At 44.5% G+C, this 16,864-nt stretch carries 5 protein-coding genes; 3 read left to right on the forward strand and 2 right to left on the reverse strand.

From position 1 onward, the window contains the following. Positions 1-48 precede the first annotated feature (48 nt). Both ACM0OX_RS09430 and ACM0OX_RS09435 read left to right on the forward strand, forming a co-directional pair. Positions 49-5,958: a response regulator gene (locus ACM0OX_RS09430; RefSeq protein ID WP_414514650.1), complete on the forward strand. Its 5,910-nt coding sequence runs from the start codon at positions 49-51 to the stop codon at positions 5,956-5,958. A gap of 216 nt (positions 5,959-6,174) precedes the next feature. Beyond that, positions 6,175-8,244 carry a prolyl oligopeptidase family serine peptidase gene (locus tag ACM0OX_RS09435; RefSeq protein WP_414514651.1) on the forward strand — a complete coding sequence of 690 codons (2,070 nt, stop codon included), beginning with the start codon at positions 6,175-6,177 and terminating at the stop codon, positions 8,242-8,244. A gap of 28 nt (positions 8,245-8,272) precedes the next feature. Here the strand turns inward: ACM0OX_RS09435 and ACM0OX_RS09440 are convergent, their stop codons facing one another. Then, entirely contained in the window at positions 8,273-12,403 is a 4,131-nt protein-coding gene (locus ACM0OX_RS09440; protein WP_414514652.1) for a YlcI/YnfO family protein, read from the reverse strand. Between the two features lie 501 nt (positions 12,404-12,904). Then, a complete protein-coding gene (locus tag ACM0OX_RS09445) occupies positions 12,905-13,372 on the reverse strand; it encodes a hypothetical protein (protein ID WP_334898484.1) in 468 nt (155 codons plus the stop codon). A 384-nt stretch (positions 13,373-13,756) separates the two neighbouring features. On the opposite strand from ACM0OX_RS09445, the gene ACM0OX_RS09450 reads away from it, so the two are divergent. Then, positions 13,757-16,573, forward strand: coding sequence for a M16 family metallopeptidase (locus ACM0OX_RS09450; protein ID WP_414514653.1), 2,817 nt, complete (start codon positions 13,757-13,759; stop codon positions 16,571-16,573). Positions 16,574-16,864: the final 291 nt, after the last annotated feature.

Genomic DNA, 16,864 nt, shown 5'->3' on the forward strand with positions numbered 1-16,864 from the left:
CATAATTCATAACTCATAACTCATAACTCATAACTCATAACTTTTGCTATGCTGCCGGAACAACAACAGCGGATTTTGGGTTACTTTATCGAAGAAGCCAGGGATCACCTGAATACCATTGAGCAGGGCTTGCTGAATTTAGAGGGCACTCTAAACGACCCGGAAATGATCAGTGAGGTCTTCCGGGCGGCTCACTCCATCAAAGGAGGAGCGGCGATGCTTGGATTGACTAGCATCCAGCATACCTCCCACCGTCTGGAAGATTGTTTCAAAATTCTCAAAGATAATCCGGTTCAGATTGACCAAAAGTTAGAGTCTTTATTTCTTGGTGTCTCTGACACCCTAAAATCGCTTTTAGAGCATTTGAGTGGCCCTTATGGCCTTTCTGAAGATGCAGCTAATACTTTGATGTCAGAAACTGAGCCAGTCTTTCAATGGCTGTATCAGCATCTGGAACTACTTGTAGAACAAGCAAAGAGTGGAGTAGCCAGCAGTTCTGACGCAACAGAACTCACAACTTCTATAGAGAATGTCTCCACACTTACAGAAATTTTCATGCGGCGAGATATTCCCGATCTGACAGAGTACACCCATCAGGAATCTCCAGACTCGGTAGCACCCCAAGAGGCACGCGGACTCGCTAACGCTGCGCTATCGCCAGTCACCGCTAAAGAAAATAATAACTGGAGCGAGTTTCAAGCCCAAGTGCTGCAAACACTGCGGGAAATGTTGCAATTATTTAAGCAAACTACAACACCTTCAACTCGGCAAAACCTCCAGCAATGCTGTCACCAGTTAGTCAAACTTGGTGAAACTTGGAATTTGCCCAATTGGTGTGGTTTGTGTCAAGCAGCAGCCAGTGCGATCGGCAATCCCGAAAATACTTATCTGACTTTAGCTAAAATTGTCATTACCGAAATCAAACAAGCTCAAGAATTAGTTCTGCAAGGTAGAGAAGCGGAAATTGCAATTAGTCAGCAACTAGAAGCACTTTTAAGCTTTGCAGAAATTGAGTTATTAGAAATTACCCCTGATTTATTTGAAGAACAATCTCCGGTTTTGACAGAATCAGAGTCAATTCTATCTGGTGACACCAAGGTGTTAGCCCAGACAACTGAAGAACATAGCTACGCCAATTTCTCTGACGAACGCTCCTCCCTTCAGTTACAAGGAACACCACTAAATGAAAGTAGAAACACTAGTCTTACTTTCACCACACATGACGAAGCACATCCAATCAGTAACAATCTCGATCCCAATGGGCCAGAGGTAGGAATAGCTGAGTTAAATACCCTTGCCGATTTATTTGACGGTGAGACTCCCGAACTAGATGAAAGCTGGCATCAAGAAGAAACCTTAGATATTGTTACTACCGATGACTTTGGAATTGATTTGAGCAGCACTGAGGCTGAAGACGCTCATAACGATTTATCTGACTTACTCTCCTTTAATGAGGATATAAGCAACGCACTACACCCAACAACCACCGCTACAACAGAAGATTTATCCTTGTTATTTGGCGATCATTTCCTAGAAAAAGATAATTCAAAACCGCAAAATCAACAAACGTCTGCGACGCCTTTAGAGTTGAGCGATATTAACGAATTTGATATAAATTTAGACTCATCTTCTTCCGAAATATTACAAGAATTTATTGATATTTCTAGTGATACAAACCAGACTAATAGCGAGATTATCCAAAATAGTGTAGTCGAAGATTTCTTGACACTGGAGTTAGATGATGATGAACTATTGCCAACAGGCGAAGTTACTCAACCAGAAACTGAGCCGTTCGCCAGTGTAGAACTATCTACCAACCAACAAAATAATTTTGATAACTTATTCTTAGAAACTAAAAATGCAAATTGGGTAGAAGAAATTACCCCTAGTGACTACATAGAATTACCCCAGCCAAGAGACTTGTCTTTGGACAACCTGTTTGCTGAAATGGAAGAACAGCCACAACTATCGACAAGTGAACCAGAAATCAATGATTTATTTAATACGCCTCCAGTAACAGAACCTGAGTTTTCTCAATCAGAAAATGATTTGAGCAACTTCTGGAACCAGGAAACCACAGAAGAAAAGGACGAATTCGATTCCTTAATTGAGCAGAATGTGGAAAGGGCGTTAGATGAAAGTTTGTTTACTGCGGCGGCTGATGACATTTTTGCTGATAATCAGCAATCCATATCTTCTCCTATAGCCAGTTTTGATATAGAAGAAGATTTTGATATTAATTTCCAGCATCAAGAACAGCTAGATTTAATATCATCAGATTCTGGAGATAATTTATTTGATGAATTAACATCAAGTAGCTCAACTATTTCTCCTGTAATCAACGATAATTCTACGCCTGAGACGCTTTTGTTCGCACAGCATCCTGGGGAAGAAATTCTCAGACCGCAACAACCAGAATCTTTAGATTTTGTTCCAGAATTCGCTAATCAGACGCCAGAAATATCTGCTGCTGATCTGGAAGTTAATTCATTAGGATCTTTCGATGAGAATCCACAACTGTTGTTTGAAGATGTCGCTACAAATGAATTGACCTATATTCAGATAGACCCCACAGAGAATACTGTGGATGAACTATCAGAAACTATCAGTTTTGGGGAAAATTCAGATTCAGCATTACCCGAAGCACAGCCAGATGATTTGTTTAGCTCTTTTGATGAAAACCCCCAACTGTTGTTTGAAGATGTAGCCACCAATGAATTGACCTATATTCAGATAGACCCCACAGAGAATATTGTGGATGAACTATCAGAAACTATCAGTTTTGGGGAAAATTCAGATTCAGTATTATCCCAAGCACAGCTAGATGATTTGTTCGAGTCCGAGGATGTAGCCACAAGTGAATTGACCTATATTCAGATAGACTCCACAGAGAATACTGTGGATGAACTATCAGAAACTATCGGTTTTGGGGAAACTTCAGATTCAGCATCACCCGAAACACAGCCAAGTGAATTGTTTGACTCTTTCGATGAAAATCCCCAACTGCTGTTTGAAGATGTAGCCACAAATGAATTAACCTATATTCAGATGGAAACCACAGAGAATACTGTGGATGAACTATCAGAAACTATCAGTTTTGGGGAAACTTCAGATTCAGCATCACCCGAAACACAGCTAGGTGATTTGTTCGACTCCGAGGATGTAGTTACAAATGAATTGACCTATATTCAGATAGACTCCACAGAGAATACTGTGGATGAACTATCAGAAACTATCGGTTTTGGGGAAACTTCAGATTCAGCATCACCCGAAACACAGCCAAGTGAATTGTTTGGTTCTTTCGATGAAAATCCCCAACTGCTGTTTGAAGATGTCGGTACAAATGAATTGACTTATATTCAGATGGACACCACCGATAATACTGTGGATGAACTATCAGAAACCGTCAGTTTTGAGGAAAATTCAGATTCAGCATCATTCCAAGCACAGCTAGGTGATTTGTTCGACTCTGAGGATGTCGCTACAAATGAATTGACTTATATTCAGATGGAAACCACAGAGAATACTGTGGATGAGCTATCAGAAACTATCAGTTTTGGGGAAAGTTCAGATTCAGCCCAGACAAGCCTAGAAGTTTTAGAGACCGAGGAAAATAATAATTTAGAAACTACCTTTGAATTAACAGAAAATACAGTTGTTGAAAATAATTTATTGTTTACAGAAACCACTGAAATAGTTACTCAAGAAGATGAATTTGCAGACTTGGCAGCATTATTAGGGGAGGAAGTAGCACCCATTCCCAAAGCTAAGAAGATACCAGAAGTAGATTTTGCTGCCCTGGAAGACTTACTAAGTACAGAGAATAACAACGATGTCTATGACGGGCTACGCCAACGCCAGCCTTTCAACACTCAACCAGTCTCAGCTAAAAATGCTATTCCATCACCAGCCATCAAAGATGAATTTGGTGACTTAGAGAAATTGCTGGCAGAAGCGAATCAAACAATATCCCATTCTACTGTAGTAAAATCGAACACCAGCCAAGCTAACCGTCCCTCTACTCGTCGGGCTGCGAGATTTGAAGAAACGATGAAGGTTCCAGTTAAGCAACTGGACGATATGAGTAATTTAGTTGGGGAGTTGGTGGTAAACCGCAATACCTTAGAGCAGGATCATGAACGACTGCGACAGTCATTAGATAACTTGCTGATTCAGGTACAACAACTCTCAGATGTAGGCGCAAGGATGCAGGAGTTGTATGAGCGATCGCTACTGGAAGCATCTCTGTTAGCTGGACGCAAAAAGAAAGACCCCGACGGCTTCCAAGCCCCTGATTCCAATGCAGATCGGGGTTTTAGCGAGCTAGAAATGGATCGTTTTACTCCCTTCCACACACTCTCACAGCAGATGATTGAGCGCATTGTACGAGTGCGTGAGTCGGCTAGTGACATTGATTTTGTTACCGAAGAAACCGAACGAGTCGCCAGGCAGTTCCGCCAAGTAACTACCCAGCTACAAGAGGGATTAACTAGAGCGCGAATGGTTCCTTTTGCTCAAACTATCGATCGCTGGCGGCGAGGAGTGCGCGACAATGCCATTAAGTGTGGCAAACAAGTAGAGTTGCTGATCGAAGGTGGCGATACCTTAATTGACAAGATGATTTTGGATCATCTGACTGATCCGTTAACTCACATGCTGAATAATGCGATCGCTCACGGTATTGAAACGCCAGAAGAGAGGCAAGCTGCTGGTAAACCACCTGTAGGAATCATTACTATTCGTGCCTTCCACCAAGGCAACCAAACGATCATATCTGTAGGCGATGATGGCGCAGGTATCGATTCGGCAAGGGTTAAGGCTAAGGCTGTGAAGATTGGCATGATTACAGAAGCGCAGGCAAAAGCCATGTCTCGTCTGGAAGTCTACGATCTACTGTTCCAGTCTGGTTTTACGATTAAAGACCAAGCCGATGAAATTTCTGGTCGTGGTGTGGGTATGGACGTGGTGCGCTCCGAGATTAGCGAAATTCGGGGAACAGTTAACACCGATTCTGCGATCGGCAAGGGAACCACCTTCACCATTCGTTTACCACTGACTCTGAGTATTTGTAAAGCTCTCTGCTGCGTCTCCGATCGCTCCAGGATCGCCTTCCCGATGGATGGTGTAGAAGATACGCTAGATATTCCAGTCAAAAATATTCAGCACGATGCCAATGGGCAATCATTTATTTCCTGGCGCGATACGGTGCTACCATTCCGACCTCTGAAGGAACTTTTAACCTTCAATCGCCAAATCAGTCGCGGTAATGTCTATGGCGGCACCAGAGATGATGATATGGTTTCTGTGGTTGTGGTGCGATCGGCAAATACCCTGATTGCTCTACAGATTGACCTGGTGTTAAGCGAACAAGAAATTGTAATTAAGCAATTTGAAGGGCCAGCACCTAAACCCATTGGTGTTGCTGGTGCTACTGTTCTGGGTGATGGTCGAATTATGCCCATTGCTGACGTGCTAGAAATAATTGACATCTTCCAGGGACGGATTTCTACACAAGCTGGTGGCAATTCTTGGCAACAAAAACTCACTCCCCCAGATACTTCTCCCGCGAAGATTGACCCGACAGTGTTGATTGTTGATGACTCAATCACAGTCCGAGAATTACTATCCCTGACATTTAACAAAGCAGGTTATCGCGTAGAACAGGCACGTGACGGTCAGGAAGCTTGGGATAAACTCCGCTCTGGTCTGCCTTGCGATATCGTATTTTGCGATATTGAAATGCCCCGTTGCGATGGACTGGAATTACTCTCTCGCATCCAGAAGGACTCTAACCTTAACCACTTACCGATCGCAATGCTCACCTCGCGCGGTGCAGACAAGCACAGACAAATTGCCGCTCAACTCGGTGCTAGTGGCTACTTTACCAAGCCCTATCTCGAAGAAGCTCTACTTGAAGCCGCAGCGCGGATGCTAAAAGGAGAGAAACTCGTTAACTAAATCAACCAAAAGACTTCGATTTTAAGGAAAACTCACACGCTTCTACCTCGATTAAAGCTAATACTATTTTTTAATAGTACAATTGTTCTATAAGCAAAAATAGCACGTATTGCCCCGTCAAAAGCCGGGGCTTTCTTTTTGAGAACAATTAGAGTGTATACCCCAAGTCTTGGGTCTATCTTTGTAGTATGTAAAGAAGCACTTTGACCTAAGACTATGCCTTCTTCTGAAAAATCTCTCACTTACCCAACCAGCCATAAGAGCAATCAAGCTGATAATTACCACGGTACTTTAGTCACAGACCCTTATCGTTGGTTAGAAGATCCTGACTCCGAAGAAACAAGAACTTGGATTGAGGCACAAAATCAAGTTACTTTTGGCTATCTGAGTGAAATTCCTGCTAGGGAAAAAATTAAACAGCGCCTCACCAAACTTTGGGATTATGAAAAATACGGTATTCCTTTTAAAGAAGGCGAACGTTACTTTTATTTCAAAAATGACGGACTGCAAAATCAAAGTGTCCTTTACACCTTGAAAACTCTCGACGACCAACCCAAAGTTTTACTCGATCCCAATAAACTCTCTGAAGATGGCACTGTTGCTCTTTCGGGATTGTCGATTAGCGAGGATGGTAAGCTTTTAGCTTATGGTTTATCCTCCTCTGGTTCTGATTGGCAAGAGTGGAAAATACGCAATGTTGCAACTGGTGAAGACCTCCAAGACCACCTGAAGTGGATTAAATTCTCTGGCGCATCTTGGACACACGATAATCAAGGTTTTTTCTACAGTCGCTACGATGAGCCAAATGAAAAAACTCGATTAGAAGATGTCAACTATTATCAAAAACTCTACTATCATCAACTAGGTAAACCCCAATCAGAAGACATTTTAATTTATCATCGTCCTGACCAAAAGGAATGGGGTTTTAGTGGTGGCGTTACTGAAGATGGACGCTATCTAATAATTTCAATTTGGCTAGGTACTGACTCTAAAAATTTGGTTTTTTCCAAAGATTTAACTAACCCTAATGCGGAAGTCGTAGAACTAATTAACCAATTTGAGGCAGATTATAGCTTTATTGACAATGATGATAGCATCTTTTACTTTCGCACAGATTTAAATGCACCACGGGGAAGAGTTATTGCGATTGACACGAAAAACCCTGCACTAGAAAATTGGCAAGAAATCATTCCCCAATCAGCAGAAACTTTGGAAAGTGTCGGTATACTTAATAATCAGTTCGTTGCCGATTACCTCAAAGATGCTCACAGCCAAATCAAAATTTTTGACCTCAAAGGTGCGTTTAGTCGAGAGATAGAACTACCTGGGCTTGGTTCAGCAGGTGGCTTTGGGGGTAAGCGTTATGATACTGAAACTTTTTATAGTTTTACCAGCTTTACCATACCAGGTACTATTTATCGCTACGACATGGTGACAGGAAAAAGTGAGCTTTTCCGTCAACCACAGGTAGATTTTAATCCTGATGAGTACGAGACAAAACAGGTCTTTTATCACAGCAAAGATGGTACTAGAGTACCAATGTTTATTACCCATAAAAAGGGCATTAAATTAGATGGAAATAACCCTACTTATCTCTATGCTTATGGTGGTTTTAATGCTTCAATGACACCTGGCTTTTCTGTGAGTCTGTTGGTGTGGATGGAGATGGGTGGTGTCTATGCTATGCCTAATATACGCGGTGGTGGAGAATACGGTGAAGAATGGCATCAAGCAGGAATAAAGGATAAAAAGCAGAATGTCTTTGATGACTTTATTGGGGCTGCTGAGTGGTTGATTGCTAACAAGTATACTAAAACTGAGAAGCTAGCGATCGCAGGTGGTAGTAACGGCGGTTTATTAGTGGGTGCTTGTATAACGCAACGTCCCGATTTGTTTGGTGCAGCAATACCCGCCGTCGGCGTCTTGGATATGTTGCGGTTCCACAAATTTACCATCGGTTGGGCTTGGACTTCCGAATATGGTTCAGCGGATAATCCAGAAGAGTTTCCGGCGCTATATGCTTATTCGCCATTACATAACATCAAACCAAATACAGCTTACCCAGCAACCTTAATTACCACAGCCGATCATGACGATCGCGTTGTCCCTGCTCATAGTTTCAAATTTGCCGCTGCTTTGCAAGAGGCTCACACCGGTGAGGCGCCAACGCTAATTAGAATTGAGACTAAAGCCGGACATGGTGCGGGTAAACCCACGGCTAAAATTATCGAAGAAGCCGCAGACAAATGGGCTTTTTTAGTACGTGCTTTAGATGTGAAATTTTAGCAACTTTGTCGGGTGGGCATTGCCTACCCTACGAGACTAAACTAACTATCGCCTTCACTAACTTCTGTGGCTCTACAGGTTTTGTAATGTGAGTTTGAAATCCTACCTGAAATGCTCTTTGTTGGTCAATTTCTGCGGCATAAGCAGTCAGTGCGATCGCCCGAATGGTTCCTCCTTGATTCGGTGGGCGAGATCGAATCCGCTGCATCAGCATATAGCCGTCCATCTCAGCCATACCTATGTCACTCACCAGCACGTCAGGAGTGAATTGCTCTAGAGCTTGCAAAGCTTCTAAGGCAGAAGCGACGGCTGTTACATTTGCACCGCTTTGTGACAGCACAAGTGCTTGAAACTCGCGAGTATCTGCCTCATCATCCACCAGCAAAATTTGAACGCCGTCTAAAGGCACTTTTGCTTCTGTCTGAGTGTGGATTGGCTCGGATGCGTTGAGCTTTGCTCTTGCCTGCTGCATGAGGGGCAATTGGATGATGAAGGTTGCGCCTTGATTTTCACCCTGACTTTCTGCTGTCACCCTGCCCCCATGCATTTCGACAATTTGCCGCACGATCGCTAGCCCCAATCCCAACCCGCCAAATTTGCGTGTCGTTGAGCCGTCTTCTTGGCGAAAATATTCAAATACATGAGGCAAAAACTGTGGATTGATGCCCTTGCCAGTATCAATTACCTGAATCTGAGCTAGCCCGTCGAGTTGCCGCAGTTCAACAGCTACTTGTCCGTTGTTGGGTGTGAACTTAACCGCATTGGTAAGCAAATTCCACATCACTTGTTGCAAGCGAGCTGCATCGCCAGAAATCGGAGCGATCTCAGTGTCAAGATCGAGAGCGATCGCAATATTTTTTGCTTCTGCTGCCAAACGCACTGTTTCAACGGCAGCATAAATCACAAAGGTCAAACTGACCGGAGCCGCTGTTAAGGTGAGTTTGCCCTGCATGATGCGGGAGATGTCGAGCAAGTCTTCGATGAGTCGCGTCTGTAAATTGGCATTGCGCTCGATAATTTTTAAGGCTTCGGCTCTTTGGGCTTCGCTCAGTTTGCCGTTTTGTAGTAACTGCGTCCAGCCCAAGATCGGGTTGAGAGGCGATCGCAATTCATGAGACAGCACCGCTAAAAACTCATCTTTGATCCGATTGGCACGATCGGCTGCTTCTCTTGCGGCTTGTTCGCGGACAAGGAGTTGTTCTCGTTCTGCCTCAATGCGTTTTTGCTCAGTGATATTGAGTACAGTACCGACAAAGCGTTGGGGATTGTCGGCAGCATCAAAGTAAGCCTGTCCTCTGGCTGCAATCCACCGTTCAACCCCATCCTGAATCCCGATCGTGCGATATTCTACGTCATACTTGCCGTTGCTTTTTGGGTTCAAAGTCCTTTGCACCAACTGTTCTAGTCGTTCGCGATCGTCAGGGTACAGTCCGGCAAAAAAGACCTCAATGCTGCTCTCGGCTTCTGGTGGTAAACCATGCATGGCTTTGCAACCCTCATCCCAAATCAATTGGTTGGTGATGAGATTCCAGTCCCAGGTGCCTAATTGGGCAGATTCGATCGCCATACGAAAGCGGTTTTCACTGTCGCGCAAGGCGGCTTCAGCGCGGGCGCGTTCGACTGCTGCCCAAGTGCGCTCGGCTACTTCTTCCGCCAGGGACACCTCGTCCGGTGTCCAAGCCCGCGACCCGGATGTGTGAACTGCCAGCCCCGCTACGAACTCGCCCCTCTTGATCAGCGGTATGCCGATGTAGGCACCGATCTCAATCGCGGCGTAGGCTGCTCGCTGTGGCGGGGACAGGTTGGGATCGGCTTCCACATCGGACGCGGATACGGCGCGACCGGTGCGGTAGGCTGCGAGCAGCTTGGGGCCGAACGAATCAACCGGGTAGTTGCCAGCGAGTGCTGCGGCTCCGTTAACATAATCACGCTCAACGACGTAATCAGCACCGCGAACCTCGAAGTACGCCACCCGATTCGCGCTGAGATATTCGCCCAGCACACGGCTGGCCGTAGCCTGAATCTCTATAGGGTCGGCAAGCGGGCGGAGTGCGTCGGAGAGAGAAACGCGGAAAGCATTAAATTCGGCGGTTCGCCGCGAAAGTTCTTCTGCCCGTTTGCGTTCGCGTAGCGCAGCTTGCTGTTCGCTAATATCTTTGAAGACAATGGCAACTTTTCGCGCCTCCGGCTCACCCATGCGACAGGCATAGACATCGAACCATCGGTTCATTGCAAGAGAGCCATTTTCAAAGCGAGCAGGTTCACCCGTTAGAGCAACTTGACCGTAAATCTGAATCCAATGGTCTTCTAAATCTGGAACTAACTGACGCGCCGTTTTCCCGACTGCTTGTCGAAGTCCCGTTTGTTGCTCAAAGGTGGGATTGATCTCTAAGAAACGGTAGTCACTGGCGCGTGGCACACTGCCACTCGGCAGATCATTTTCTTCAAATAATACTTCAATAATGCAGAAGCCTTCGTCGATCGATTCAAACAACGTCCGGTAGCGTTCTTCGGATTGATGCAGGGTTGCGGCAGTTTGAATCTGCTCGGTAACATTCTTGAAATAAACAGTGATACCGTTTGGGGCGGGGTAGGTGCGAACTTCGTACCAGCGATCGCGATCTGGGTAAAACGCGGTCATTGACGCAGCCACACGATCGCGCATGGCGCTCCAGTGAATCTGCTCCAACTCGTTGCCAATCAATCCTGGATATTCTTCCCATAAAGTCTTGCCAATTAAATCCCCTGCCACACAATCGAGCAGCATTTCGGCAGCTTGATTCACATAGGTAAACATCCAGTTCTCATCCAGAGCAAAGAATGCGTCTGTAATACTCTCCAGAATATTTCGGCTCTTTTCCTCGCTTTGGCGCAAGGCTTGTTCTACCTGTTTGCGTAAGCGAAGCTCGTTGGAGACATCGGTAATGTCTCGCGTCACGCCTGCCACTGCATCTACTGCGCCGTTTATGCCCAAAAGTGGGACGAAAATGTATTCATAGGTGCGTGTGCCGATTGCGCTAGTATAGGGCGTTTCATCCTTGAGCGGCTGGCGCGTGGCGATCACCTGTTGAATCTGTTGCTGATGTCGGGTCGCTAAATCGGTTGGATAATCCAGATCAAAAAAGTTCTTTCCCAAAGCTTCATCCGAAGTTTTCTGCCAAAGATTGAGCAGTGCCGGGCTGATATACGTGAACCGTCCCGCCAAATCAAAGGTGTAAATAAAATCAGGAATTGCAGCGACGATCGCGTCGAACTTCCGCAGTTGCCGTTCGAGTTCGCTACGGCTCTCGCGTAATGCTGCTTCAGCAAGGGCACGCTCGACGGCTGCCCACGTCTGCTCTGCTGTTTCCTCGACTCGTTTCACCTCGTCTTCTGTCCACTGGCGAGGCTCTGCCTGATGCACCGCCAGCAACGCGACAAATTGATTGTTCTTAATCAGTGGCACATCAATATGCGCGGCAATATCGATTGATCGATACCTTGCCCGATCGCTGGTTGTGTATTTAGAATAGTTGGCCACATCGGGAACGATCGCCGTTCGCCCCGCTCGATGCTCATCTGTCAGGTTGCGCCCAAAGTCTTCTAGATGGTACAGTCCGCTCAGTTCGGCAACGCCGTTCGTGTAGTTTTTATGAACGATGACCTCCTTGCCGTCCGGTAACACTTCAATGTAAATAACGCGGCTTGCGCCTAGAGACTCGCCCAGAACAAAGGCAGCGATCGCCTGAATCTCGTTAGCATCAGTCAGCGGGCGTAGCGCATTGGTGAGCTTGACTCGAAACGCATCGGCTTGGGCAGCTTGACGCAAGGCATTGGTTGATATGCACTCCGGCAGCAGATCGGATTCTAGCTGCTGGACGCGATCTAGTTCTGTTAATAGGATCTGCACAGCCGTTTTTAGGCTATCCGACCAGGTTTCGACGGCCCCTAGTGGCGTTTGCGACCAATCGTGCGATCTCAACAATGCACCTATCTTGCCGCCACCAACAAAGAGGTTTTCAGCCTTGGTGCGATCGGCAGCCCATCTCTGACGGTATCGCATTTCCCGTTCTAAAGCCTTAACTATTAAATCATTAAATGATTCGCTACCTTCCTTGAGCTTCCTGGCTTTTGCAACCAAGTCAGGCGGAAAACAGATTGTTAAGGCTTCGCGTTCCATAGCAATGAGTGTAACCAGATATGGATAACATTTATTGTATTGTGCCCATAGAACAGTCCGACTAGGTTTGCTTCCACTTTTTTTATTTGCAATTAGAGGGTGAGTTTTAATATTGATAGATGAGTTAAAATTCAATCAATCATTACTTATTTTTAAAATATATCTTCAAAGTATTGATAATCTTTAGTTAAAGATTGAATAAAAATAAACTTTACTTAATTTCAAGTATTATCTATTTTATAAATAATGCGATATCAACCTTGACAAAGGGTTAAGCGATAATGGTGAAGGCAAACAATTATTTATCTTCACCCTCAATACGGTTCGGTTAAAGTTTTTTGATGAAAATTCTAGATCGTTAAAGATGCGATAAATCACCGTTTCTACAAAGAAATGATTATTGTAGAGACGGCGATTCATCGCGTCTTGTCTTAACCGAACAGTATTAACGCTTTTCCCGATGCGAGCAAGAAGTTTAATATTTTTATCCTTCTTGTGTAGTTAAAACGCGACAGCTTGAGCTGTACCAGTCAAATGGATTGTCGTATAAGTTTGTCTTTGCCCCTGGTTGAATTTAGGAATCACAGAAAAGAGATTTGTTGTTGTGATTCCCTTAGTTTCTACTGCGGCTGAGTTGCTTTTTCCAAGGTTTACACGGGGTAAGATCAAAGTAAACACGGTATTGCCAGTATCTACTGTCTTACGGATAGTCACAGTTACTAGTGTACCAATTTCTGTTTCTACACTACGGATCTGCTCAGTACCTTGAAAGTTTAATGTCTGTTGCTTATCTTTATAGGTAAAAAGGGGCTTGCCAATAAAGCTTGTCGTTGAGTAACTAATGCTGACATTCTTACCTTGAAACTGGTATAAGTTTGGTATTACTTCTGAGGCATTAGCTGATAATACAGGTATTGCTGTTAACAGCATACCTAATGTAAACGATCCAATTAAGTTTCTTGTTTGCATATCTAAAAAAGTTTTTGCTAGTTTGACAGAGATACTTACCCGAATGGGATGACAATAAGTATCAAACTAATTTTAAAAGTAAATATTACTACAGTCGTGTAAAATGGAACACATTGCAATGCTTGTTAATATATTTGCAATAATTTCTAATATTCTGTAAAAGTTCGATCTGCGAACCTGATAACCCTTGGGTAGTTTTAACAAATGCACCCAGATATGCTATGGGCAAAAAGTAGTGCAGCAATAAATTTATATATTCTCTCCTTTGAGGGGATTTGATTTCATTTTTGTCTTATTCCCTCAATAACTAGCAACTTGAGTTAGATTTAAATTTTGAAATACCCTTTGGGGTTTTATTTTAAAATTGGAAATTTTGTATTGCTTATGAAACGGCGATCGTACATGCTTCTAGGATTTTTCCTCAGTCTTATTTTAACTATCGTGCCAATGCCTGGCAATTTCACTAATGCTGCAATACCAACAGCAGTCACACCTGTCTCAGCTCTCTCATTCACCCAAGGAGTGCAAAAAACGGTATTAGACAACGGCTTAACGGTGTTAACCAAAGAAGTTCATACTGCTCCAGTGGTGAGTGTGCAAGTTTGGTATAAAGTTGGTTCGCGCAACGAGGTGAAGGGAGAAAATGGTATTTCTCACCAGCTAGAACATTTGATGTTCAAAGGCACAAACGACCGTCCAGTACAGTTTGGACGGTTGTTTAGTGCTTTGGGTAGCCAGTTCAATGCTTTTACTAGTTATGACGAAACAGCTTACTTTGGCACAGTGCAGCGAGACAAATTAGAAGCACTGCTGACACTAGAAGCCGATCGCATGGAAAATTCCTTAATTGGGACTGAACAACTCACCAGTGAAAAGCGGGTGGTGATCTCCGAGTTACAGGGATACGAAAATTCACCAGGTTATCGTCTGAGTCGGGCGGTGATGCGGGCTGCTTTCCCCAATCGAGCTTATGGTTTATCGGTGGGAGGCACAAAAGCCGATGTAGAGAAATTCACGGTGGAGCAGGTACGGAATTATTACCAAACTTACTACAGCCCAGAAAATGCCACGTTGGTGATTACCGGAGATTTTGCCACAAAACCCGCACTCAAAGTTGTTCAAGAAACTTTTGGGAAGTTATCGCAACGAGCAAAACAGGATACGGCACTCCCTAATGCCAGGAGAGCAATTGATCTTTACTCGGCATCTTCTTCCATTGCTGACGCTTCCCCGTCTACCCCTGTTGCGAAAAAAGCACCGATTGTCCTCAAGCAACCTGGAAGTGCTGCACTATTGCAAGCGGTGTATCCTCTGCCAGACATCAAACATCCTGATGTTCCAGCAATTGATTTGATGGATGCCATTCTTACAGGTGGACGTAGTTCTCGGCTTTATCAGGCTTTGGTGGAATCTGGACTCGCAAGTTCAGTGAGTGGCGGTGCTGCCGAACTTATCGAACCGGGTTGGTATGAAATTAATGCTACAGCGGCTCCCGGTCAAGAGTTGGGGAAAATTGCCCAGGTACTCCAGGAATCTTTAGTAAAATTGCAAGAGCAGCCAGTCACCTCAGAAGAGTTAAAGCGGGCGAAGACGCAACTGCAAGCTTCGTATATTTTGGGAAACCAAGATATCACTAGTCAGGCTAATCAACTGGGATATAACCAAACGATCGCAGGGGATTATCATTTTATTGAAAGGTATCTGGCTGCGATCGCGAAAGTGACTCCTGCTCAAGTCCAGAAAGCAGCGAAAACTTATCTCAATCCGGCTCAACAAACTATCGGCTTCTTTGAGCCGACTCAACCAGATGGGAAACCAGGAACTTCTAGTGCTGGTTCTAGTCGCACGGTGGAAAACTTCAGCCCTGGTAAGCCTGTAGATCCAGCAGAACTAGCAAAATATTTGCCACCTGCTACATCAGAGACAGATTCTAATAAACAATCACTACCAGAAGAGTTTACCTTAAAGAATGGTTTGAAGGTTCTGTTGTTGAGCGATCGCAATCTTCCCACTATTAACTTAAGCGGACAAGTTGACGCTGGTGCTGAATTTGATGGCAATCAAAAAGCTGGATTAGCAAATCTAACTGCAAGCAACTTAATGAATGGGACGCAGACTAAAAATGCTCTGACCCTAGCAAAAACCTTAGAAGACCTGGGAGCCGGTTTGAGCTTCAGTGCTAGCCGTGAGGGAGTTAACGTCAGCGGTGAGGGACTTTCAGCAAATCTGCCTATATTGATTCAAACTCTGGCAGATGTGTTAGAAAACGCCACTTTCCCCGCCGATCAGTTAGAACTGAGTCGCCAAAGGGCACTGACAAGTCTGAAAGTCCAACTGGATGATCCTAGAGGTTTGGGAAGGCAAGTGTTCCAACAGGCAATTTACCCTGAAAATCATCCATTCCACAGCTTTCCCACAGCCGAGAGTTTAAAGACTATTACTCGTGATGATTTGCTTGGTTTCTACCAGACACACTACCGACCGGATGCCACGACGATCGCAATAGTTGGAGACTTTGATTCAGTTAAGTTAAAAGCTTTGCTAAATGAAGTATTTGGTAAATGGCAAGCCACAGGTAAGCCACCTGTTCTCAAAATACCAACCGTACCATTTCCGAAAACTTTGACACAACTAAACAAAGTAATTCCCGGTAAAGCCGAGGCTGTCACCTACATCGGCTACAACGGCATCTCTCGGAAAGATCCACGTTATTATGCGGCACTAGTGCTAAATCAAATTTTGGGTGGTGACACCTTAGCCAGCCGCCTGGGTACAGAAGTGCGCGATCGCCAAGGTTTAACCTACGGTATATATAGTGGTTTTGCCGCTGGGATTAATCCCGGGCCGTTCTTGATTCAAATGCAAACTGCTCCTGGAGATGCCCAAAAAGCGATCGCCAGTACTCTCGCTTTACTAAAACAGTTGCGGGAACAAGGAGTGACTGAGGCTGAATTCAACGCAGCAAAACGCTCAATTACTAATAGCTATCCTGTGGATTTAGCTAATCCTAGTGATGTATCAAGCATCATTTTGGATAATTCTGTCTTGGGGCTTTCACGCTCAGAAATCCGAGAGTTTCCCCAGCGGATTCAAGCAGTCACTATGGCTAATATGCAACAGGCAATTGAAGATTTAATTAAGCCAGAAAATCTGGTGATTGTCACCGCCGGGCCTGGAGATAGTGTAACCAAGGGTAGCTAATTATTTCAGATACATAACACAATACGGTTCAGTTAAGGCTAAAACTCTTTATTAAAGTCAATTTTTTTAACGAACCGCAGAGGCACAGAGGGAACAGAGAGAGGAAAAAAATGCTTAACTGAACTGTATTGATACATAACAATCTTATCTGATTGGTAAAAAGCGCAATAACAAAATCCCCGACTTCTTTAAGAAGTCGGGGATTTCATTCTTTACGAATGATTTAGGATGGCTAATATCACCTCGTACCTTCTGCCTCACTTCGACTTCCTTCTCTACGAGAGGCTGCGC

The organism is Nostoc sp. PCC 9305, assembly GCF_963920915.1.
Taxonomy (GTDB): Bacteria; Cyanobacteriota; Cyanobacteriia; order Cyanobacteriales; family Nostocaceae; genus Nostoc.